Below are 23622 nucleotides of genomic sequence, written 5' to 3'. Positions count from 1 at the left end.
TCTTCTTTATTCAAAATGAGTTTCTAACATTTTATCAATTGCAATATTTTTTGACTCGATGTGAGTTTGCATAGGAGTTTTGCCAAAGCAATATTTTCCGGAATGAGGTCTGTCCGAATTATAGTAATGTAGCCAATCCTCCAAGTCAGCCTGTAGCTCTTCAATAGATTTGTATAACTTTTTACGGAAGGTAATGGCATAAAATTCATTTTGAATGGTGCGGTGGAATCTTTCACAGATACCATTAGTCTGTGGGTGTCGTGCTTTGATCTTAGTATGTTCAATATCCTCCAAACTCAGATAAAGTTCGTACTCATGATATTCTCTTTTTCCACAGTATTCCGTGCCACGATCGGTCAGTATCCTGAGTAGCCTGATTTGCTCATGTTCATAAAATGGCAGGACTTTATCGTTTAGCAAATCGGCTGCTACAAGAGCATTTTTACGATCATAGATTTTTGCCAGAACTACCTTAGAGTAAGTGTCAATGTAGGTTTGTTGATAGATACGACCAACGCCTTTGATATTGCCAATATAATAAGTATCCTGAGCTCCCAGATAGCCCGGATGATATGTTTCAATTTCACCTTGAGATTCCAATTTTTCTTTCTTACGCTCCAAGGCTACAACTTGGGCTTCTGTAAGAATTATTCCATCCTGGGCCACTTTGGCTTCGAGGGCCTTTAATCTCTTTTGGAAGGTCTCCAGATCGTGCCTCAACCAAACACAACGAACTCCACAAGGGGATACAAATATTCCTCTCTTAACAAGCTCATTTGCAACCCTTACTTGTCCAAAAGCTGGATTGTCAATAGCCATATCAACAACTGCTTTCTCTACTTCGGGAGCCACTCGATTCTTGACCAGTGGTTTGCTCCTGCTGACTTCGATTAAGGCCATTTCGCCTCCTGTGTCATACATCTCTTTAATCCTGTAAAAACTATCCCTGGAATACCCCATTATTTTACAAGCTTGAGATACATTTCCCAATTTTTCTGCTAAATGGACTAATCCCAATTTAGTTTTGATTAATTTTGTTTCTAATTTCATTTTCTGACAGTTTAGTGGTTAATTAATTATTTTTGACAACTTAAAATTAATCACTAACTGTCAGATTAAGTCTAAACTATTACACTTTTTAGCTGGTTTTCCCATTGATTAATTAACCCATTGACCAATTTTCAATTCGCGCCATGCACAACAATTGAGAATTGTCAATTGTCAATTCTCAATTGTCAATTCTCAATTGTCAATTCTCAATTTTCAATTAACCATTCACTGTTACCTACCCCGCCATCTCCATTTGTTTGGAGGCTTTTTTGCGGTCATTTTCGTCCAGTAATACTTTGCGGAGTCTGATGGACTTGGGTGTTAATTCGACGTATTCATCTTCCTGAATATATTCCAATGCTTCTTCCAAAGAGAAATTTCGTTTTGGGGTGATATGTGTTGTACCATCAGATCCGGAGGCACGCATGTTGGTAAGTTTCTTACCTGTGATCACATTCACTACGAGATCTCCCGGACGGATGTGTTCTCCTATGATCTGACCTACATAAATATTGTCTCCCGGATCAATGAAGAAAGATCCACGGTCTTGTAAGTTATTGATAGAATATCCGGTACAAGCACCCATTTCTTTTGAAACAAATACGCCCATGGTACGCGATGGTATATTTCCCTTCCAGGGTTCAAAATCCAAAAAGCGGTGGGCGATGATGGCTTCTCCTGCCGATGCAGTAAGCAACTGATTTCTTAATCCAATCAAACCTCTGGAGGGTATGTTAAATTCAATGTGGGTTAGGTCTCCCTTCTGTTCCATTAAGGTCATTTCTCCCTTGCGCTGGCTGACCAATTCGATGATTTTTCCAGCAGAAATTTCTGGCACATCGATGCTGAGTAATTCGATGGGTTCACACTTGACGCCGTTTATTTCTTTGATGATGACGCGGGGCTGACCTACTTGCAATTCATATCCTTCGCGGCGCATGGTCTCAATTAATATACTCAAATGCAAAATTCCTCTTCCATATACCAATATAGAATCAGGACTTTCTGTATCTTCCATTCTCAGGGCCAGATTTTTCTCCAATTCTTTCTCAAGGCGTTCACGGATGTGGCGCGAAGTGACAAACTTGCCTTCTTTTCCAAAAAAGGGAGAATTGTTGATGGTAAACAGCATGCACATGGTAGGTTCATCTACCTGAATCGGAACCATGCCTTCCGGATTTTCAAAATCAGCAACGGTGTCTCCTATTTCAAAATTATCAATCCCAAAGATTCCACAAATATCACCTGCCTGCACTTCTTCCACTTTTGCCTTTCCGAGACCTTCAAAGGTGTAAAGTTCCTTTATTCTGGATTTCATGACCACTCCATCTCTTTTTACAAGGGATACTGGCTGATTTACCCTTAAGCCACCACGCGAAATCCTACCGATGGCGATCCTTCCAATAAATGAAGAATAATCCAAAGATGAGATCATCATTTGAAGATTTCCTTCCGGACATTTGGGTGCTGGAATATGCTCAATGATCATGTCTAAGAGGTAGGAAATATCTTCAGTAGGTTTCTTATAATCACCAGACATCCAACCGTGTTTGGATGATCCGTAAGCTGTAGGAAAATTCAATTGCTCCTCAGTAGCATCCAGGTTGAAAAACAATTCAAAAACAGCATCATGCACTTCATCAGGCCGGCAATTTAGCTTATCCACTTTATTGATCACAACGATGGCCTTTTTCCCCATGGCCAGAGCTTTTTGAAGCACAAATCGAGTTTGGGGCATAGGCCCTTCAAATGCATCCACCAACAGTAGAACTCCATCGGCCATATTAAGGACACGCTCTACCTCACCACCAAAGTCTGCGTGACCTGGTGTGTCGATGATGTTAATCTTGACATCTTTGTAACGAACTGAAACGTTTTTGGCAAGGATAGTAATACCCCTTTCTCTTTCAAGGTCATTGTTGTCAAGGATCAGTTCACCAGTTTCTTGATTGTCTCTAAACAGTTTGGTCTGGTGTAAAATTTTATCTACAAGGGTTGTTTTCCCATGGTCAACGTGGGCTATAATCGCGATATTTCTAATCTGGCTCATTCACTGAATTCTAATAAGGACGCAAAATTATTCATTCAAAATTGTATAATTGCAAGAAAATCAATGAATAACAAAACATTTGCAATTCTTAGATCGCGATTTGACCGCACTCAAATGGTGTTAAGAGTTAGGGATCGTCTGCCTTTATTCAAACTTGATTATTCCACATATTGGACAAAAACAATTTTGAATTTCTCGAATTCTACCAAATCCCAGTGTTAAAATTAAGCATTTTTGTCTCGCACTATTCAAAAACACCCAATTAATGAGAACACTGGTCTCCCAGCCCTTTATTTTGCTGGCGACATGTACTGCTTTGGTCTTTGGCTATGCTGAGCATTTTGCCGGATGTTGGAGTCTTGTTTGCATTTGTCTAGTTTGTCTTTTTTATTTCTTGTTTTCAAAAATATTTTACCACCAACAGCCGTGGTTTCTGCTCCTTTTCCTCCCTGTGCTAGGATTTATTCAACTGAGATGGCATTCCCATCAATCCATGCACCATTCTTCCAATGCCCCCCATACGATTTACTTAAATTCGGATCAGGCGATTGTTCAAAAAATAAACGGATTTGGTGAATTTGTCTCAATGGATGTGCTTTTGCTCCCTCCATTGCCCGCTTTAAAAGCAAAAATCAGGGTTCACAATGAAAGCTATTTAGCGCGTATCAGGCCCGGAGACAGTATCCTGTTATTTGGCAAGATAACAAAACCAGTCATTAATTCTGAGTTTGATGAATTCAATTATTCTGAATATTTGGAGCGAATACACATCAGATACATCGACAGCTATCCTACCGAGGTCTGTGACAGTCGGTTTAAAAAAAGTATTGACCTACTGGCCATGGCCTACTTGTCAAAAATTCGAATCAAAGAGAAATTCGAAATTTGGATAAAAGATCCAGAGATTTCTGCAGTAATGATCGCCTTGTTGCTTGGAGACAAAAGTCAGGTTGACCAGAAAGTCAAAATGCAGTTTATGAATACCGGCACTGCCCATATTTTGGCAGTCTCCGGTATGCACTTGGGAATCATCTATTCCATCGGAAAATTTATCCTGATGTTTCCTGTCAGGTGGTTTCCAATGTACCGCAATATCTTACCTTTTGCCCATCTTTTTAATATTTGGGCATTTACTGCCATTACAGGATTCAGCGCATCAGTGGTGCGAGCAGCGGTAATGCTATCCATGCTTGAAATCGGAATTAATTTGCGAAAACAAACCGGATCGGTTCACATTTTGAGTTGCAGTGCCTTTCTAATGATGATGTTTGACCCATGCATGGTGTTTGATATTGGCTTTCAGTTATCCATCAGTGCGGTATTGAGTATACTTTTATTTGAAGCTGGCTTGTATAAAATTGTAAAAGGCCGGTATGACTGGTACAACTATTTGATACGTATTATAACAGTCAGTTTGGCTGTTCAAATCCTGGTCACACCAGTGTCCATGTATCATTTCGGCAATTTTCCAGTTTACTTCTTGCTCGCCAACTTATTCTGGATTCCACTTTCCTTTGTGCTGATGTGTGCCGGTATTTTCTTACTTGTAATGATCCCTATTTCTTCTGTTGTTGTGTCATGCACAGCCTTATGCATTGAATGGCTGATTAAATTTGGCCTGTTTGTTTTTGACAGGATTTGTGCACTTCCTTCTGCCCTACTGGATCAACTGACTCTATTTCCAGAGCAAGTCAATTTGTGCTTGGTATCATTTATTGCCTTCTACATCTGGATGCGATCAGGAAAAAAAACCTGGGCCCAACTTGGCTTTGCCTGCTTTGCAGCAATGATCCTGGTGTGGCCACTTAGGTCCTACTGTTATCAAAATGGAAATGAAATATTGTTTTATTCCAATACAAAAAATAGCATATTGGACATCAGGCAAGGATCCGCCGTTGTTGGTCTGAGAAAGGAAAATGGAATGCAACTGTCTGCCAGCAAATTCAGCAGAAAGAGAATGACAAAATTAAACTTCCTCCTGAAGATTCCGGATATGGATTGCTTTCAAATACGTCACCCATTACCATTGCACGGAAGTCTAAATTTTTGCAAAAACCAATGGCATTTCAATTTCAATGACGACAAAGATCTCAATATTGTATGGTTTGAAGGACAGAAGAAATTCGACAGCATTCCTTTTGCAGAATCATTTCCCACGTTTGTGGTGATTGGTAAAAGAAACAGCTGGTGGTTTAAAAATGATGCCCGTGAATTTTTTAAAAACAAATCCACTCAAATGATTGAATTGGAAAACGGGACCCAACTAAAAAATTTTTAACCATGCCCAGAAGTATATCTGAAGAACTGTACCTAAGCAAGAAAGAGAGAACCGGCATGTTCATCTTGGTTGCATTAATGGGGCTCTTTGTATTGGGACCTTACCTTTGGAAACCCAAATTGCTCATCCAAGACTCCACACTGAAAGAATCTACGATCACTCTTCCTAAAACCACTGATCATACATCAAAAATCAATTATTCCACCCATAAAATTAAAAACATGAAAAACACCACTAAAATCACACTAAAAAACTTTGATCCAAACCAACTTGATGAAAAGACTGCAAGAGAAATTGGACTCCCCTCGCAGGTATTTAGAAATTTGGATCGCTATCTCAAGAAAGGGGGCAGGATTAAGAGTAAAGAACAATTGAAAAAAATCTACGGCATGAACGATGATTTGTATCAGCGTCTGGAGGAATTCATTGTCCTGCCTCCAATCACAGCATCATCATCAAATCCTCAGAAGGTAAAGAATGAATCCAATCCGAACGTAGAAATGCTAATTTCCATCAACGCCTCTGATGCCAGCCATTGGGATCAGCTGCCTGCAATCGGTGAGAAGTTATCCAAAAGAATCGTCAAATTCAGAGATGCACTTGGTGGTTTTTATAGCACAGAGCAGGTTTGCGAAGTGTACGGCATCACAGATTCTGTATGTACGGCCATTCTTCCAAAATTGATCTTGGAAAGTGAACCCAAACGCATTTTACTCAACCAATCCGATCAGGATGAATTGGAAACCCACCCCTACATTCATAAAAAGCAAGCAGAATTTATCATTAAGTACCGTCGAAATCATGAAAAAATTAAAGACATGGAGGAACTAAAATCAACCGGCTTTTTCGAAGAGGCTTGGATCGACAAAATGAAACACTACTTTGCCTTTGAATAATCATTCATTTGCAAACCACCAGCTTATCAACTCTGGTCATGAAATAAAAATACAGTCGTAGGAAAAATAAGCTAGACCATTAGACCTTAAAGCGTCTGAATTCTTCGACATTTTGCACTGAGCCCAAAACAATGGTACTCCTTTGGTGCAATGCAGAAACTTCAAGATCCAAAATTCGCTGATGATTTTCATCGATACAGATGCCGCCAGCCTGTTCGATGATCATGGCCATGGGGTTGCATTCATACAATAACCTTAATTTACCTTCTGGATTCTTTGACGTGGAAGGATAAATAAATATACCTCCTTTGCATAAGGTACGATGGACATCTGCCACCATGCTCCCTATGTACCGCAATGCATATTCCTGACCGCACAAGTACTCAAGGTAATTGGTCACAGCAGGGCTAAAGGCAGAAGCATTGCCCTGGTTGATAGAATATATTTTTCCGTGGTTTGGAATTTTCATGTTTGGATGACTCAGACAAAATTCACCGATTCCCCTGTCATACGTAAATCCATTGACTCCATCGCCATACGTATAAACCAACATGGTAGATGTGCCATACAATACATAACCTGCTGCTACCAATTGTGAGCCTTTCTGACAGAAATCCATTTTTTCCACAGGTAGATCCAGGGGACTCAGTCTTTTGTAAATACCAAATATTGTTCCCACAGAAATATTGACGTCTATGTTGGATGATCCGTCCAATGGATCAGTCACCACTACATAATTTCTATTCAGAGAAATGCGGTCTTCAAATTCAATAAAATCATCCAGTTCTTCTGAAGCCACGCCTGCACAAATCCCAGAGTTGGACATATAATCCATCATCAGCTTGTTGGCATAGAGATCAAGCTTTTGAACCGTATCACCGGTGGAATTCATTTGTTCGTCCGATCCGAAAATATCCATTAATCCGGCTTTGTTTACCACCCTGTTGATAATTTTGGCAGCAATTCCCAAATGCCGGAGCAATGCAGAAAATTCTCCGGAGGAGCTAATGTTTCCCTGTTGCGTTTTGACAATAAATTCATCCAAGGTAATGCGTTCTATCATGATGGTGATTTACATTGATCGATTTCGGCCCAAAGATAAGGCCAAATCAATTGATCCATCAGGGATAAAACAATTGCGCTGAACAGGTGCAAAATCTTTAGCTACCTTTGTGACCAATTCCGCTTCACAGTGAAACATCTATTTAGTCTCAATACTTTGATTGTCAAATACAAAGACAAGTTACTCTGGGGTATTTTGTTTATCACTTTGAGCAACCTTTTCAGAATATTCCAACCCCAGATCATCAGAGTAGCACTTGACAAAATTGTCGCCTACATTAAAGCTTCACCAGAATCGAAAGAATCAGCCAACTTGTCATCAGATCTGATGTATTTTGGGCTGATGGTGCTTGGCTGTGCCTTGCTCATGGGGATCTTTATGTATTTTATGCGTCAGACCATTATTGTGATGTCCAGATTAATTGAATACGATCTCAGAAAAAAAATCTTCGATCACTATCTTAAACTGGATCTGGCATTTTATAAGAATAACAAAACCGGCGATATTATGTCGCGTATCAGTGAGGATGTGAACAAGGTCAGGATGTATCTTGGACCAGCCTTTTTATATGGATTCAATTTGATCAGTTTATTTGTCGTTGTTATCATTACGATGTTTCAGGTAAATTTCTGGTTGTCTGTCTATACTTTACTTCCGCTTCCTGTCCTCAGTCTGATCATATACAAAGTCAGCAATCTCATTCACCAAAGATCCGGAAAAATACAAGCCCAATTGGCAGTAATAACCAGTATCGCACAGGAAGCATTCAGCGGCATTAGAATTATTAAGTCTTTTCACAAAGAAAAAGACTGGATAAAGAAATTTGATCAAGAGAGTCAGGGATATTCTGACTTATCCATGAATCTGGCAAAAGTAGATGCCATGTTTTTTCCTTCGATGTTTTTATTGATCGGTATCAGTACTTTAATTACCATCTACGTCGGTGGCCTGGACGTGTACAACGGCACAGTCAGTGCGGGAAACATTGCCGAATTTGTCATATACATCAATATGCTTACCTGGCCGGTCTCCGCAATTGGGTGGTGCGCTTCTATTATTCAGCAGGCTGAGGCCTCACAAAAAAGAATCAACGAATTTCTGAAAACAGAACCTGAAATCAGTTCTGAAAAACAACACCGGGAAATTTTTGATCATTATGATATACGATTGGATCATTTGTTTTTTAGCTACCAGGAACAAGCTGAGCCTTCTCTCAAAAATATAAGCTTAGATATTAAAGAAGGCGCACATGTAGCCATTGTTGGCAGAACAGGTTCCGGTAAAAGTACATTGGCAGAGCTGCTTCTCCGAATGGCAGATCCGCAATCTGGACAAATCAGTATCGGCAACTTACCTTTGAAGGATTGGAATCTAAGCCAATTGCGCAGTTCAATTTCCTATGTGCCACAGGATGTGTTTTTATTCTCTGACAGCATACGCAACAATTTAAAGTTTGGACTCGAGGAAGGTAATGACATTACAGATGAAAACTTAATGTCGATTCTTGAAACTGTGGGAATGGACCAGGAAGTTAGAAAATTTCCAGAAGGTTTAGACACTCTACTTGGAGAGCGAGGAATAACGCTTTCGGGGGGCCAGCGTCAAAGGTTGGGCATTGCACGCACCTATGTGAGAAATACTCCGATCCATATTTTTGATGATTGCTTATCTGCAGTAGATGCTGGCACTGAAGAAAAAATCATCGGCAATTTGCACAGGCGATTTAAAGGAAAGACGATGATCCTTATTACGCATAGAATCAGTCAAACCAGAGACATGGATCAAATCTATGTGTTGGATATGGGCGAACTAAAAGAGCAAGGCAGCTATGATCAGTTGCTTGAACGAAACGGAATTTTTACCAAAATGTATTTACTGGAGACTACCATAAAAAAAGAACAAATGGATGAAGTAATTTGAAGATTGCTGTATAAGCAAGCCAAATGAAGGATGTTTGCCTCCATTATTTTTTTTGCAAGAGGATAGTAGCCTGCTCATCTTTTCTGAGCTGTGTAATCAAAAGGTGTTTTTCTGAATGATCCCTCAGTGTAATCTTCAAAGTATTGGGTGGATGACTCCCTTCAGATAATGCCTTCACGATAAGCTCAATCTTGTCTGCCGAATTCCATGCAAATTGAATAGATTTGGCGTGATTGGTAATGGTCATTTCTTTCACAAGAATCTCTCCATTTTTGTACAAGGCGACCTTGTCACCGTCCTCCAACTTATCATCCCAGATATCAATATATACGGTATCAGATTTCCACTTGAATTTTTGAATCGACTGGCTGGTTATTTCATCGATGCTCTTGACATCTTTTAAGTCGGTTATTCTGGACTGAATCCATTGGCTTGTGCTGTCTTTGACGGAAACCGAATCCAACTTACTGGCAACCCTTGTTGCAATTTCATACAATGTTTTGGTGTTGGTCAAAATCATACTTCCATCTCCACATACCACTTCTGGTGTTTGAGGAAGTGAAGTAAAATTTCCCTGGAAGATCTCCTTCCCAAATTTCTTTTCAATTTTACCATTGACGCGCATCAGGCAGAACTCCTTCCATGGAATATTTGATTTACTGTACAAAATTCTTTCCTCCTTAAATGAAATTGATTTTGACTTTTTGTCATATTTACCTTGAATCAAACATTTTGTCTCCAGGGCACCATTCACATCAGACAAGGAATACCCTAGCATTTCTGCTCCTTTCAATTCATACACAATTTTGTAACTCATGGCTTCTTTCTGCCCGATAACTATTGCACCAGTGTATTCAAAATGCTGAGAATAAATATAATTTATATTAAATATAAATAAAATATGTAGAATTATTAAAAAATATTTGACAATTTCAATGAACTTATATCTTTGCATAAAATTTTATCTGATTATGAAAAACATTTCAACAAAATTAAACCTGATCTTTCTACTTGTTTGTCTTTTTACCATTGGAAGTTCATCTCTGCAAAAATCCTACGCCGCCTTTCCAGGGAAGAAAAAACAAGAACAGAATACTTCTGTTCAAACACAAAAATCAAATTCAGAATTGAAAAGTGTGGAATTGGAGAAGATTTTGGACAATCAACAAAAATCTGACGACGATAAAGTATTACTCATCATTCTTGCATTCATATTGCCACCTTTGGCTGTTTACATGTATTTTGATGAGTGGAATAAAACCTGTACCCTCAATTTGATCCTCACTCTCTTGTGTGGATTGCCAGGCCTTATCCACGCATTGATTGTCATCTTAGGTAAAAAATAAGATTGATCCATCATTAGAAAGATTTTTTTTCAAATTTATCTGGGGTTGCTATTGGTGACCCCTTTTTTATTGTTGGCTCTTCCCGCTGATTTTTTTGACCATACTGGTATTGAACTATGCCTTTCCAAATTGCTTTTTGACAAGTCTTGTTATGCTTGTGGTATGACCAGGGCAATAATGCATTTGATTCACTTTGAATTTGATATTGCATTGCAATACAACAGGCTTTGTTTATTGGTACTTCCCCTCCTGATTTACTTGTGGGTTGGTGAATTATCGAAAACATTCCAATCCCTTGGAATCAAAACCATTTTTACAAAATAGCTAATCTTTTGTAATCAGCATTTAGTCAGAGATCAACTACTTTTTATTGCCTTTTGGTTTGGCTTTGGATTTCTTTTCGAATGCTCCGGGAATTTGGCCCTCGATGATTTTTTTAAATTGCTCCAATCCCATGGTTGCTGCAATTTCAGGTGTTACTTTTTGGTCGTCCACTTTTGGTATATTGATCAACTTTTTGTTGAATTTAATATAAGGCCCCCATCTTCCATTTTCAACACTGATTTTTTCTTCAGGCCAGTTGTGGATAAAGCGGTTGGCTTCCTTCATTTCTTTGGCGTCGATCAATGGAATGGCCTCTTCCAAAGTGATGGTGTCAAGATCAATTCGTTTGGGCACATTTATAAAAAGTCCATTCCATTTAATGAATGGGCCAAATCGACCCCTACCCTTGGTAATGGCTTGTTCTTTATAAAATCCAATCGGTGCATCTTCCTTTCTCTTTTCCAGGACAAGACCCACTGCCTCATCCAGGGTGATGCTTAGTGGATCAAAACTCTTTGGGATGGAAATAAACTGATCGCTAATTTTTACATAGGGACCAAACCTTCCCGCTCCAATTGTAATGGTTTCTCCATTCCATGTGCCTAGTTCGCGGGGCAATTTAAAAAGCTCCAAAGCTTCCTCGTAGCTTATGGTCTCCATGTTCTGGCCAGGTTTTAGATTGGCATAGCGGGGTTTTTCACCTTCTTCTAATTCATCTACATCACCAATTTGGACAACCGGACCAAAGCGAGTCAATTGAACGATGATTTTTCGGCCAGTGGCGGGATCCAAACCGAGGTCTCTACGACCTCTTGCTCTTTCACCTTCCTCCATTACTTTTTCGACATCTTTGTGGAAGGGCCAATAAAATTCATCCAACATCTTTACCCAATCGCGCTTCCCTTCAGCAATTTCATCAAAATCTTGCTCGATTTCAGCAGTAAATCCATAATTCATGATCTGTCCAAAATGCTCATCCAGATAATCACAAACCACCATACCGATCGAAGTGGGATACAAGACGTTTTTTGTCGCACCTGTTATTTCCTTGGCTTCCGAGGATTTGATCAGCCCTTTGGAGAGCAGCAGTTTTTTATAGATCCTCTCTGTGCCTTCTCTTGATTCTTTGACTACATACCCCCGATCCTCTTCTGTGATTTTAGAAATGGTGGGAGCGTATGTAGAAGGTCTGCCTATACCAAGTTCTTCCAGTTTTTTTACAAGACTTGCTTCGGTGTATCTTGAAACTGGTCTTGTAAATCTCTCGGTGGCTGCAATACTGGAATAAGGTAATATTTCACCATTGCGCACCTGAGGCAGCATGCCTTCTGTTTCTTCATCTTCTTCGTCCTTTGATTCCAGGTATAATTTTAGGAAACCATCAAACATTAGAACTTCACCCTCAGCAACAAACTTGTATTTCTTTTCAGTGCTGATGCTGATGTCCACCACCGTTTTTTCCAATTCTGCAGCTGACATTTGTGAAGCCAGCGCGCGCTTCCAGATCAATTCATAAAGCTTTTGCTGATCAGAATTGTCTCCGGCCAAACGCATGTCCATGTAGGTGGGTCGTATCGCTTCATGGGCCTCCTGTGCACCGGAGTTTTTTGTTTTGTATTGTCGTGTGTGCACGTATTTGGCTCCGAATTGCTTTTCAATTTCAGCAGCCATCGCCGCAAGGGCCGATTGGCTCAAATTAGTAGAATCCGTTCTCATATAAGTGATAAACCCCGATTCATACAACTTTTGGGCAGCGCCCATGGTCCTGTTGACGCCAAAACCCAATTTTCTGCTGGCCTCTTGTTGAAGCGTTGAGGTTGTAAAAGGAGCTGAAGGATTTCTCTTAAGAGGTTTTACCTCAATGGCTGACACTTTAAATTCAGCATTTTTGCATTTCTCCAAAAATTCTGCGGCATGTTTGTGATCAGAAAATTTGTGATTAAGGCTGGCTTTTAATTCTTCTTTTTTACTTGAACCCGCCAAGAAAACGCCATCCACCTTAAAGAATGCTTCTGTATTAAAATCCTGAATTTCACGTTCTCTGTCCACCACCAATTTAACAGCAACCGATTGAACCCTGCCAGCGGAAAGTTTATTTTTTACTTTTCTCCATAAAATCTCAGACAATTCAAATCCCACAAGTCGATCCAATACCCTTCTCGCCTGCTGTGCATTCACAAGGTCAAGATCTACATTTCTAGGATTTTTAACCGCTTCCTGTATGGCTGTTTTGGTGATCTCTCTAAAAACGATTCTTTTTACAATTTTAGGATTCAGTCCAAGTACTTCACAGAGATGCCAGGAAATGGCTTCACCTTCGCGATCCTCATCCGTCGCCAACCAAACTTCTTCTACCTTTTTTACCCACTCTTTAAGATCTTTTACTACTTTTTGTTTCTCAGGTGAAACAATGTAACTTGGTTTAAATCCAGCTTTGACATCAATTCCTTTCGGTCCTTTGTCCAAATCCCTTATGTGCCCATAGCTGGACTTCACTTTGAATTCTTTTCCAAGGAATTTCTCAATGGTAGCAGCTTTGGCAGGTGATTCTACAATTAGTAATTTATTGGCCATGTCAATACAAAAGCTTTGTTAAAGAGGGTGCAAAACTAAAGATTTTTGACAAATTGAGGTCATTTAGTCTAAAACCTTGATTTTCACTGAACTCTCCTTGCCCATTGCATCCATGATGGTTAGAACATGGTATCCTGCACTCGGAAAGAACTGAAGCTGATGGACTTCTTTGGTCGTTGCAAGATATTGTTGATCCAAAAACCAATGCAACTCCATATCGGGATTTTTGTGAGTAGCCTTAAATAAAAATTTGTTTTGATCACCATTCAGGTCCAAAGGAGCTACCATGCTGCTATTTTCATTGGGATAGATAAATGCAAGATCGTCGGAAGATTGATTTTGATGTTGAGAACAGTCAGGATGCCAAGGTGGTAAACTGACAAAAGAAGGATTTTGCTGTTTGTAAAAATATTCGATGACTGGTGGAAGCACCAAATAATTTTCTGAAACCAAATTGAATGCACAATTTCTATCCGCACGATAAGTGCCATCCTCGCTAAGCCAAACTTGTTGGTGGTAATTGCATGATCGCAGTGCAGAAGCAGCTTTTGGTAAAAATACGGTATCCACAGTCTCACAATATGCACCAGGTGCATATCCAGAAACCGCACAGATTTGAAATTTCTTCAAATCATCGTAAGGACAGGACCAATCTCCTGAAGGACCCAATACCCGGTACACTTCTTTGACCAAGGGTGTTGCGATTTGCGTTCCAATCAAATCAGGTCTTGCTTGTCCGGAAGAATTTCCAACCCATGCACATACGGTGTAATTTGGAGTCACGCCAATGCACCATGCATCTTTATAACCGAAAGAAGTACCTGTTTTAAAGGCAATTTGGTGTAGTTCTTCTGATTCCAGATCCTTCCTCATAGTAGCATACATCCACCAAATGGCTGCTGCAGAGAAAATTTCTGGCAATTTCAAAGGAATTGCATGGTCCGAAATAGGATTCATCAACAAAGAGGGATTGTATTTTGAAAAAGGGAAATAGGCAGCTGAATTTTCTCTGTAGTATTGCAGTGTGAATGCCAAAAAAGCATAAGCCCTTGCTAATTCGTAGGGTCGAATCTCAGCACCACCCAAAATCAACGAAAGGCCATAATCTTCCCAGGGTCTAAATAAAGTTTGAAAACCCAATTTTTTTAAATCGCGATAAAACAAATTAACTCCATACTCTTTTAGCAAACAAACGCTCGGCACATTCAGAGACTTGTGAATCACTTCGCCAACTGTTACCAATCCGGCATAATTTCTGTTGAAATTCTCAGGACGAAACCCACCCAATAATATGGGAATATCAGGAACCCAACTTTGTGGCGCAATCATTCCCTGATCCAACATCGAAGCCACAAGAAATGGTTTTAATGTAGAACCAGAACTTCTTGATGCCTGAATCATATCAACTTCTGATTGTGGCACCGCCAGGTCCTTTCGGTTTACATTTCCTGAATAGGATATGATTCGGGCATTTTGGTTTTGTATGACCAGAACTGCCATGTTGTGAATGTCCTTTTGTCGAAGTTGATCATGTTGTTGAACAATGATCTCATCTACTTTGGACTGCAAGTCGGATTGGATCGAAGAAAAAAAATTATACTGCCCTGGATGTTTCGCAATTAAGGATTCCAATGCATGAGGAGCTTTCCTTTTAAACTTCATAGTACCTGCAGGAATTTCTTCAAGCAAGGACAGTTCATAGGTCAAACTGTCTATCTTTTTCTTGCTGAGAAGTTTATTTAAAAGTTGATCTCTTTTGAGGATCAGTCGATTTGATTTTTCCTTTTGAAAAATAATATTCGGTTGATTTGGAACCACAGCCAGCAAAGCAGCTTCAGCCCAGGTGATTTCTATTTTTTTCTTTCCAAAATATCTCCATAGAGCAGCTTCCACACCCACAATATTGGAACCAAATGGCTGAAGGTTTGTGTAAAGATTCAAGATTTCATTTTTGGAATAAATCATTTCAAGTCCAACCGCAACAATGCATTCATTTAGTTTGTGGAACAAGCTTCTCCTTTTGTTATTCAAACCAATTTTGGCCAATTGCATGGTAATGGTGCTGCCGCCAGAAACAATGCGACCTGCTTTTAGATTCTGATAGATCGCTCGTAACAATGAAATAGGATTGACTCCAAAATGATAATAAAAATAGGCGTCTTCATAACAAATTAAGGTTTGCACCAATTTTTCCGGTAATGCTGCTTCAGAATATAAACGCCATTGACCATCTGAGGCGACTTTGGCAGAAAGTATTTCTCCTTCATGGGAATACAGAACCGGAGAATAAGGAATGTCTTTAAATAATCGACCCGCACTGAAATATGCCAGTAAACAGAAAACAAAAAAGAAGCTCAAAAAGCCGACCAGCCACTTTTTGCAGCTTCGCTTCATTTGACTGGTTGCACAACAACCCTACCTTTATTGATTCGGGCATAGATGGATGGATCATACATTGCTTCCACAAAAAAATCAGGCGACATAAACTTACCTACTGAAGCTGCAATCAAAGGTATTTTAAAATGAATGGATTCCCGGGCTCCAAGATCAAAATAAAAATAAACCCGATCGTCTCTGTAGTCTGTGTTTTTCACTTTTGGATTGTCCGGATTAAGGTTGCCTATCCTTTGGTTGTTGATTTCAAAACAAGATGGAAAGGCTGCGGTCAGAGCCAGGTTTCTAAGATAACCTGCAGATCCATTGTGGCTAATTTGCAAATGTGCTACCAATCTGTCCGATTGGTTTACTTGCCTTATATCAACTGATTTGCCAAATTCATCCAGATAGTTCACTTTCAATTGCAATACATTGGATTCATCCAGTATTTTTTCTTCTTCAGATTTGCCATATTGTATCATTTGAAAAGACAAAGGAATTTGTGATCGATTCACCAAAGTGTACTTTATCTTTTCTCCATCGGTTAAAGTACAGGAATAGCTACTTAGCTCCGTTTGGATGGATTTCGAAATATCTCCCCATTTATAATCAAATTTAATGTCATTTCCAGAAAGCTGTTTGCCTGCATAAATTTTTCCACAACTCAAAAGAATAAAAGCCATTTCCTGTGTGGATAGGTAATTGCTTGCTTTCACGTTGGCCATCAGTTTTTTCATCAATCTCATGGCTTCTGACTTCAAATCTAAATCATTTAGGATCATAGCGATGACCGCTTCATCTCTTATGTGAGAACCAAAGTGAAAATAGGAATCGTGATAGGGTTGTACCTGCTCTTCCAAATTCTTTAACATTCCTTTGGCCAGATCTTTTTTGCCACTGTGTGCATAAGCTCCGGCCAACATCCATTGGGCCATCATTGGCTTTTCCTTTGACTGGTTCATTTGGTTCATTCCCGTCCAATCCGGAGAGGAGGCCATCGCTAAACTATAAAGACGATAGGCCTGATTGTATCTCAAAAAATCCCCGTAGTCTGAATTTTTAATTTCAAAATTGCGAGAGTTCTTCAACTGATAATCTTTCCAGTTTTCCAATGTATTTGGAGGAATTTGATAACCAAGTCTTTTGGCTTCCAACAAAAAGTGTCCAATAAATGAACTAACATAATCTGAAGGGTTTGCGTCGTGTTGCCAGTAACTAAACCCTCCATTGGACTTTTGAAATCCTGCTAACTTTTGTATGGCTGTGCGTACATTGGAATTAATTTCCAATTTAGTTTTTGCATCAAGTTCAATGATTCTATCGAGATACAATTGTGCAAAAGCAATAGAAGTAGTTTGCTCTGCACAGCCATGGGGATAATGAATAAGTTGGTGCCGCATGTCTTCAAATGATTTACCTGAAAAAACACCAACGGATAGTGTATTTTTCCGAGTACCCGGACTTCCAAATGCTGTTAAATCTTCTGTCACTGATTGACCCGGCTCTATCCAATATTCCTTCAATCGGTGAACCAAGGGATTTGGATTATCCACAAAGAAGTCCACCTTTCCCTGAGAACTGAGAGTACCTGAAACAGCGTTGACCTCCAACTGATCAGGCCCAATGGTACCCTTGCCCGACAACTTAAAAAATACTTTTTTCTCACCGACCTTTTCAAATTTCAAGGTTTGAGAAGGAGTACCGATCAATTTCATTAATTTGGGTGTTTTAATTGTCACAACAACTTCTTTCACTTTTTCATCTGTAGTTGTGATGCTCACAGGAACCGAAATTTCATCCTGAACAGCCACCACCCTTGGAAACAAAATATCGCACATCAATTCTGCCTTTACCGGCACTATTTTTTCAGCAAATCCAAAAGCGCTTTGGTTGTTGGCTACTGCCATAATTCTCACAGAGCCGTTGTAGTTGGGGAGTTCGAATTCGTGTTTGTTTTTTGAATTGGGTTTTAACGAAGCGAGTTGAGTGGTCAATGCAAGTGGTTTAAAACGCTTCATTTTACTCAATTGGGTCGGATCAATTCCCTGATCTCCACCTATGCTGAACACCCCCTGAAAAATTCCGTTGGTGGATCCAATTACTTGATTGTAGTTGTCCCAGGTATACAAATTCATGCTTTCCTTTTGAAAAAACCAGGAATATGGATCTGGGGTTTTAAAGCGGGTCAATCCAAGCAAACCCTCTTCTACCAAATACAATTGATAGGCCATTTCCTTGCCTGACTTTTCGCTGATTTCAATCTGGACTTTTTTGCCGGGCTTAAACACATCAGCAGTTGAAATAAGGGGTTCTATCCTGCGTTTCGCGTTTTCAACAATGACAGGTACAATGCCAAACATCCGAATGGGCAAATCTACATTCTGTCCGGATACTGGCTGGATTAAGCTGATGTCTAAATAAACGTTGGGTTCCATTCCTTCAACAACGGAAAACTTGTAATCGGTTTTTGATTTATTTGCTTTTATGGTTTCTGACTTAATGATTTTATTGTCCTTTACAATGTGGATAAGATATTGACCATTCAAAGCGCCCGGCAAAGAGATGGCAGCGGTTTCACCCGGCAAATATTTCTCTTTTTCTGTCTGCAGTTTTAACACCTGAATGTATTCACTTTGATGATTTCCATCCTCATCGCCGTAATCCCAACCTGAATAAAAATTAAGACCAGATGTGTGGGCAGTCTTCTCAGACCGAACTCTGACATAATACCGTTCGTATTCTGTCGGTGTAAAACTTGTTTTTACATATCCCTTCGAATCTGTTTTCAGATCAGCGGTATGCACCAATTTCTTTTGATGTCCTTCTGAAACAAAAGATCGGTTGTTGCGCACCTCGTACCACCAGTTGCCATCGACCAGAAAGACTTCCAAAATCAATCTCTCATTGGCAAGGCCTTTGCCATTTTCATCTACACATGCAAACTCCATAAAAACCGGTTTCTGAACCGGAAAATACTGACCAAATTCTGTGCTGCTAAATTTCGAACCAATGTATTTCTGATGCATCTTTACCTCATGTTCGAAATAATCAGTACTTACCTCACCTTCTTCGATCACTTTTGATTCAAGTACTACTTTTAAATCATTTGTAAACTGAGATCTATCCAATGGGTATTTGAAATCAACCACACCCTGTTCGTCTAGTTGGGTGTCAGCGACTTGTTCCACTCCAGCTTGGAGTGGTTTTTCAGGATCATAAAACTGAAAAGATTTAAATTCTTTAAACTCTGGAAATTTGGTGGAGTAAATCATGTCTACGGTAAACTTTTTTCCTGCAGCCGGAGCCCCGTGCAAAAAACTGGTTTTGGGTTTTAAGGGTGGCCAATCCTGTGCAAATGGCCAAACCAGATCCGTATTGTACTCCACTTTGTAGCGGTTGGGCTTAACCGTCTCTATTTTAATTGATTTGGTGACGACAACGCTTCCAGCTTTTACTGACAGTTGATAATCTCCTGTGACATAATCAGGTCTTGTTGGAATTTTGCTGGTATAATGGCCAAACAGATTCTGCTGTAATGATTGTTCTTGTACTACTTTGCCACTTGGATTCTTTAATTGTATTTGCAGTGGCATTTGGATCGGAATCGATTGTGTAGGTTGATAAACAATAGAACCGAAAAGAATGGTGTCACCCGGTCTCCAAACTCCTCTTTCTGTATAGTTAAAGATTTTGAGTCCCTGCTGAGAGCTTGAACCATTCACATCAAATTCGCTCATGGGTAGATTGCGTCCCTGGTCCAATCTCAAGTAGGCGTGATGGTCTTTGTGGCGAGCAGTCACAATGTTTGCTTCGCTGTTGGATTGAAAAATCAACTTTCCCAATCCATCGGTGGTACCCGTAAAAATGCATTGCAACTGGGGATCGTAAAATTTAATTTCTGCACCCGACAATGGTTCTCCGGTCATCAAATTGCGGGCAAAAATATAATGCGCATCAAACTCCGGGGACTTCTTGGCAATAAGTGCAATGTTTGAAGCCATGACAAGTCTTCTTGCAAAATTGCGGGAAGAATAATAATAAGGACAACAAGGGTCTTCTGAATTATAACATCTCTCTCCTTGCTCATCTTCGTATTCGTAATAACCCCATTGGTTCCATCGTGAGGAAAATTTTGAGCTGCCACTATAATCTTCGTATTGACTAGATACAAGATTGGACAATTGATTTGCACAATCATAGTCCGAGTATTCTGGTCTAAAAGAAAGCCGCACATCATAGAGAGCTCCGGGCTCGGGTTTGATCATTTTTGAAAGTTCGAGCGCATAGGTTTTCCACAATCTTCGGTTGTCTCCGGATTCTGTTGGATTCAACTCTATGGTTTGCTGATGGACAATTCTTCCCAGTTTTACCAGATTGTAGGGTTCATTGCCAAAGTCCATGTGAAAATTGAAAAGCACGTTGCTGGAAAATATTTTAAAAATCTCAACATCTACTTTCTGTAGATTGATTGCTTCAAATGGTAAAACCAATTGATCGGTAAATGGAAGAATATTTCCACTGGACAAAAGTCTCAGTTTTGGTTTTTGCTTCCTACCCAAAACCTGATGGCTAAATTCAGACACGATCATTTTACCATTGATGCTTTTTAATCCCTTTAGCAAACTGATCGTGCAAGCCTCATCCGGATTGGAATCTTTAATCCTTAGATGAAGTATATCGTTGTCTGAACGGATATCCACCAGGTTAAAATTCTGGTTAAGCTTTACAAATGACTTGAAATCCTGTGTCCTGTCCAAAGGATCTGAAAAATAAATCTGAACAAGGCGTTCATCCAACTGCTCTGTTTCAACTCCAGTTATTACAAATTCTGTTGCCGACGGAATTTCTGAATGATGGCTTACTCTATTTTCACTGTTTCCAAAATCAGTGTCCCAAGAAAAAAGCAATTCCTGAGAAGTTGGTCCCCGATTAATTTGTTGAAATTGATACAACCAGCTGCCATCCGGATTTTGCGAGAGGTTCAATTTGATGTTTGAATTTTTGGGTTTATCAATGCGAATAAATTGAAGTCTCGTTATTGAATCAACGAAGTCTGAAAATTGAACATTGGCTTCCAGTGTCATGTGGTTTTCATTGGATGGATCCGATTTGAGAAATGACCACTTCACCTGAGCCTGGACCAGAATAAAAACAAAGTCAAAACTCAAGATCTTAAGTGAATCCGGCAAATCATTGAACAATTGATGCATCTGCAACTTGACCGTATATTTTTGGTCAGGATTTGGTATAAAGCTCAGTTCAGGAGTAAAGCTCAAAGTATATGCATTCGACCAATTCCAATGGCCTTCCAGTTTTGGGTGAATGTCAATTAGACCCTTGGGTAAATCAATACCCACATTGTCAGAGGTAACAGGGCTTTGGCTAAAAAATATTTTGACTCCTTCCTGAAGTCGAACATGACCTGCCTGAATACCGCTAATATAATTTTCAAATGATTGCACATTGTTATTCAATTCCTGAACAGCTTTTTTCTGACAGGACAATGCGAAAAATAAAACTGAAATTAAAAAATAATAATTTTTCATGGTTGGAATTGCTTTTACTTATGGGAATGGTGGATGGAAATGACCATTTCCATCAACAAATTCTCCTGGCTTGTATTTCCGGAATGAAGGCCTTTGGATTTGAGGTCGTATATCTTCAATTGATGGAATATATTTTCAAGTTCTGCCGTGCTGTACTGATTGGCTGCTTCCCGATATTCTTTGACAAATCCAATGAATGGAATTTTCAAGATAGACATCAATTCCTGATCCGATTTGGCTGCATAAATTTTCGTAGCCCAGATTTTATTAAAATGATTGTAAACCGATCCAATGCTCAAGACCAATGGATTGGATTTAATGTGTAGGGCCAGATTCCTGGCAATTCGAATGGTTTTCAACACATCTCTTTTGGAAAATGCTTTACAAAGTTCAAATACATTGTATTCTTTGCTCACACCGATCAACTCCGAGATGATGTCCTTGGTGATAACAACTCCTTTGTCAAAATTAATTTTAATTTTATCCATCTCATTGCGAATTTGACCGAGATCATTTCCAACAAACTCTGCAAACAAGGCGATTGCTTCGGGATCAAATTTCAAATTTAATTCGGCCGCAAGTTCTGAGATGAATGCCGGCAACTGGTGATCGTACAGGGGTTTGGATTCAAAAAATACGTGCTTTTCCTTCATGGTTTTAACCCATGCTGACCTTCCATCTGGTTTCTTATTCTTAAAAACCAGAATTAAAATGCTGGTAGGCACTGGATTTTTTAAATAATTGTCCAGGATTTCCCAATCCTTAATATCCTGAGCCTCTTTAACGATGACCAATTTTCTGGTACCCATAAATGGATACTGCCGACAAGTTTCAACGATAATTTTGGCAGAAACGTCCTTTCCATAAAGGACCAATTGATTAAAATCTTTTTCTGCTTCGGGTATAAAAACAGACTCAGCAATTTCTGTCAATTGATCCATGAAATAGGGTTCCTCCCCAGCCAATAGAGATGCATGAGCTGGTTTATTGGCTTTCCATTCTTTGTAGAGTTTATTGTAATCCACAATGCGATCTTGAGATGAGTGCGTAAAAGTACAAAACTGGTGCTATCTTTGAGATCTCATTTTACCTACTTTCATGAATCAAAAATTAATTCTGGTGACCAATGACGATGGGATCTTTGCACCGGGACTCAGGGCTTTGGTGGGCATTGCCAAAAAGCACGGAGAAGTAGTCGTTGTTGCTCCTAACACCCCACAATCGGGTATGGGCCATGCGATTACGATGAACCAACCCCTCAGGCTTCACAAACTCAATCATTTCGATGGAATTGAATCTTACGAATGCAGCGGGACGCCTGTAGATTGCGTCAAATTGGCCAAGAATGTATTGCTCAAAGAAAGAAATATTGACCTTTGTCTATCCGGGATCAATCATGGATCCAATGCATCTATCAACATTATCTATTCCGGCACCATGTCCGCAGCCATGGAAGCAAGCCTCGAACAGATCCCGAGCATAGGGTTTTCATTGCTGGATTATTCCTTTGATGCTGATTTTTGGCAATCTGAACCATTTTTAGATGATTTAATCTCTAAGGTGCTGACAAACGGAATTCGCGCATGCAATTTACTCAATGTCAATATTCCAAAATTGAAAAGGGATGAGATCAAGGGTCTAAAAGTATGCAGACAGGCCGAAGGCAGTTGGGTGGAAGAATTTCAGGAAGGAAAAGACCCGCGCAATCAAACTTATTATTGGCTTACCGGCCAGTTTTATTGCGATGATCCTGGTCATGATACCGACTTATGGGCTCTGGAAAATGGGTATATCAGCGTCGTACCATCAGGGCATGATTTGACCGTTCATGCTGCACTCCATCAAAATCATCACTTACAAACCAACCAACATGAACCGATTGGGAATTAGACATACTTACGACAAACTTTGGATAGGAATATTGTTTGGGGCGCTCATACCTTTTGTCATGTATGCCATTCTATTGAGTATTTCAGATGCACTTACCGCCAGCGAAATGAGCTCTGAGAATGGGCTGGTCTATGGATTCAGACCGCGGACACTCGCCTTAATTGCACTGCTGGCCAACATCATCCCCATGCAGATTTTTTATCGCAAACACTGGGATGATGCAATGAGAGGAATGGTATTTCCCACCTTAATTTATGCTGGTATTTGGTTTTATCTTTACGGATTGGAATTGCTTGGAATCTCTTGAAA

At 39.7% G+C, this 23622-nt stretch carries 15 protein-coding genes; 7 read left to right on the top strand and 8 right to left on the bottom strand.

From position 1 onward, the window contains the following. Positions 1-6: 6 nt before the first annotated feature. Together IPM48_10570 and typA are read right to left on the bottom strand one after the other, a co-directional pair. Entirely contained in the window at positions 7-1050 is a 1044-nt protein-coding gene (locus tag IPM48_10570; GenBank protein ID MBK9272031.1) for an IS481 family transposase, read from the bottom strand. 235 nt (positions 1051-1285) lie between these two features. Continuing rightward, positions 1286-3100, bottom strand: coding sequence for a translational GTPase TypA (typA, locus tag IPM48_10565; protein MBK9272030.1), 1815 nt, complete (start codon positions 3098-3100; stop codon positions 1286-1288). Between the two features lie 265 nt (positions 3101-3365). Between typA and IPM48_10560 the strand changes: the two genes are divergently transcribed. Together IPM48_10560 and IPM48_10555 are read left to right on the top strand one after the other, a co-directional pair. Then, entirely contained in the window at positions 3366-5378 is a 2013-nt protein-coding gene (locus tag IPM48_10560; GenBank protein ID MBK9272029.1) for a ComEC/Rec2 family competence protein, read from the top strand. 2 nt (positions 5379-5380) lie between these two features. Next, positions 5381-6274 carry a helix-hairpin-helix domain-containing protein gene (locus tag IPM48_10555; protein ID MBK9272028.1) on the top strand — a complete coding sequence of 298 codons (894 nt, stop codon included), beginning with the start codon at positions 5381-5383 and terminating at the stop codon, positions 6272-6274. A gap of 79 nt (positions 6275-6353) precedes the next feature. Here IPM48_10555 and fbp read toward each other — a convergent pair whose 3' ends face one another. Continuing rightward, positions 6354-7337 (bottom strand): class 1 fructose-bisphosphatase, encoded by a 984-nt coding sequence (gene fbp / locus IPM48_10550; protein MBK9272027.1) that lies wholly within the window; start codon positions 7335-7337, stop codon positions 6354-6356. Between the two features lie 129 nt (positions 7338-7466). Between fbp and IPM48_10545 the strand changes: the two genes are divergently transcribed. Further along, entirely contained in the window at positions 7467-9257 is a 1791-nt protein-coding gene (locus tag IPM48_10545; protein ID MBK9272026.1) for an ABC transporter ATP-binding protein, read from the top strand. 43 nt (positions 9258-9300) lie between these two features. Here the strand turns inward: IPM48_10545 and IPM48_10540 are convergent, their stop codons facing one another. Then, positions 9301-10212: a hypothetical protein gene (locus tag IPM48_10540; protein MBK9272025.1), complete on the bottom strand. Its 912-nt coding sequence runs from the start codon at positions 10210-10212 to the stop codon at positions 9301-9303. A gap of 16 nt (positions 10213-10228) precedes the next feature. Between IPM48_10540 and IPM48_10535 the strand changes: the two genes are divergently transcribed. Further along, complete coding sequence (locus tag IPM48_10535) at positions 10229-10603, top strand: YqaE/Pmp3 family membrane protein (GenBank protein MBK9272024.1); 375 nt, start codon at positions 10229-10231, stop codon at positions 10601-10603. Between the two features lie 45 nt (positions 10604-10648). After that, complete coding sequence (locus tag IPM48_10530; protein MBK9272023.1) at positions 10649-10927, top strand: DUF2752 domain-containing protein; 279 nt, start codon at positions 10649-10651, stop codon at positions 10925-10927. A gap of 36 nt (positions 10928-10963) precedes the next feature. Here IPM48_10530 and topA read toward each other — a convergent pair whose 3' ends face one another. The 4 genes from topA to holA all read right to left on the bottom strand — a co-directional run bounded on the left by topA (position 10964) and on the right by holA (position 22448). Beyond that, positions 10964-13501, bottom strand: a complete 2538-nt coding sequence (topA, locus tag IPM48_10525; GenBank protein ID MBK9272022.1) for a type I DNA topoisomerase — start codon at positions 13499-13501, stop codon at positions 10964-10966. A gap of 63 nt (positions 13502-13564) precedes the next feature. Further along, complete coding sequence (gene pbpC / locus IPM48_10520) at positions 13565-15895, bottom strand: penicillin-binding protein 1C (GenBank protein ID MBK9272021.1); 2331 nt, start codon at positions 15893-15895, stop codon at positions 13565-13567. Further along, positions 15892-21423, bottom strand: coding sequence for a hypothetical protein (locus IPM48_10515; GenBank protein ID MBK9272020.1), 5532 nt, complete (start codon positions 21421-21423; stop codon positions 15892-15894). The genes pbpC and IPM48_10515 overlap by 4 nt, the downstream gene beginning before the upstream one ends. Positions 21424-21437: 14 nt before the next feature. Beyond that, positions 21438-22448: a DNA polymerase III subunit delta gene (holA, locus tag IPM48_10510; GenBank protein ID MBK9272019.1), complete on the bottom strand. Its 1011-nt coding sequence runs from the start codon at positions 22446-22448 to the stop codon at positions 21438-21440. A gap of 73 nt (positions 22449-22521) precedes the next feature. On the opposite strand from holA, the gene surE reads away from it, so the two are divergent. Both surE and IPM48_10500 read left to right on the top strand, forming a co-directional pair. Next, the gene (gene surE / locus IPM48_10505; protein ID MBK9272018.1) at positions 22522-23313 is read left to right on the top strand and encodes a 5'/3'-nucleotidase SurE; all 792 of its coding nucleotides are present in this window, start codon (positions 22522-22524) and stop codon (positions 23311-23313) included. Next, positions 23294-23620, top strand: coding sequence for a hypothetical protein (locus IPM48_10500; GenBank protein ID MBK9272017.1), 327 nt, complete (start codon positions 23294-23296; stop codon positions 23618-23620). Before surE ends, IPM48_10500 begins: the two co-directional genes overlap by 20 nt. Positions 23621-23622 lie beyond the last annotated feature (2 nt).

The organism is Saprospiraceae bacterium, from assembly GCA_016715965.1.
Taxonomy (GTDB): domain Bacteria; phylum Bacteroidota; class Bacteroidia; order Chitinophagales; family Saprospiraceae; genus Vicinibacter.
The sequence above is the reverse complement of the archived record's forward strand: the minus strand, read 5'-3'. Positions and strand labels throughout refer to the sequence as shown.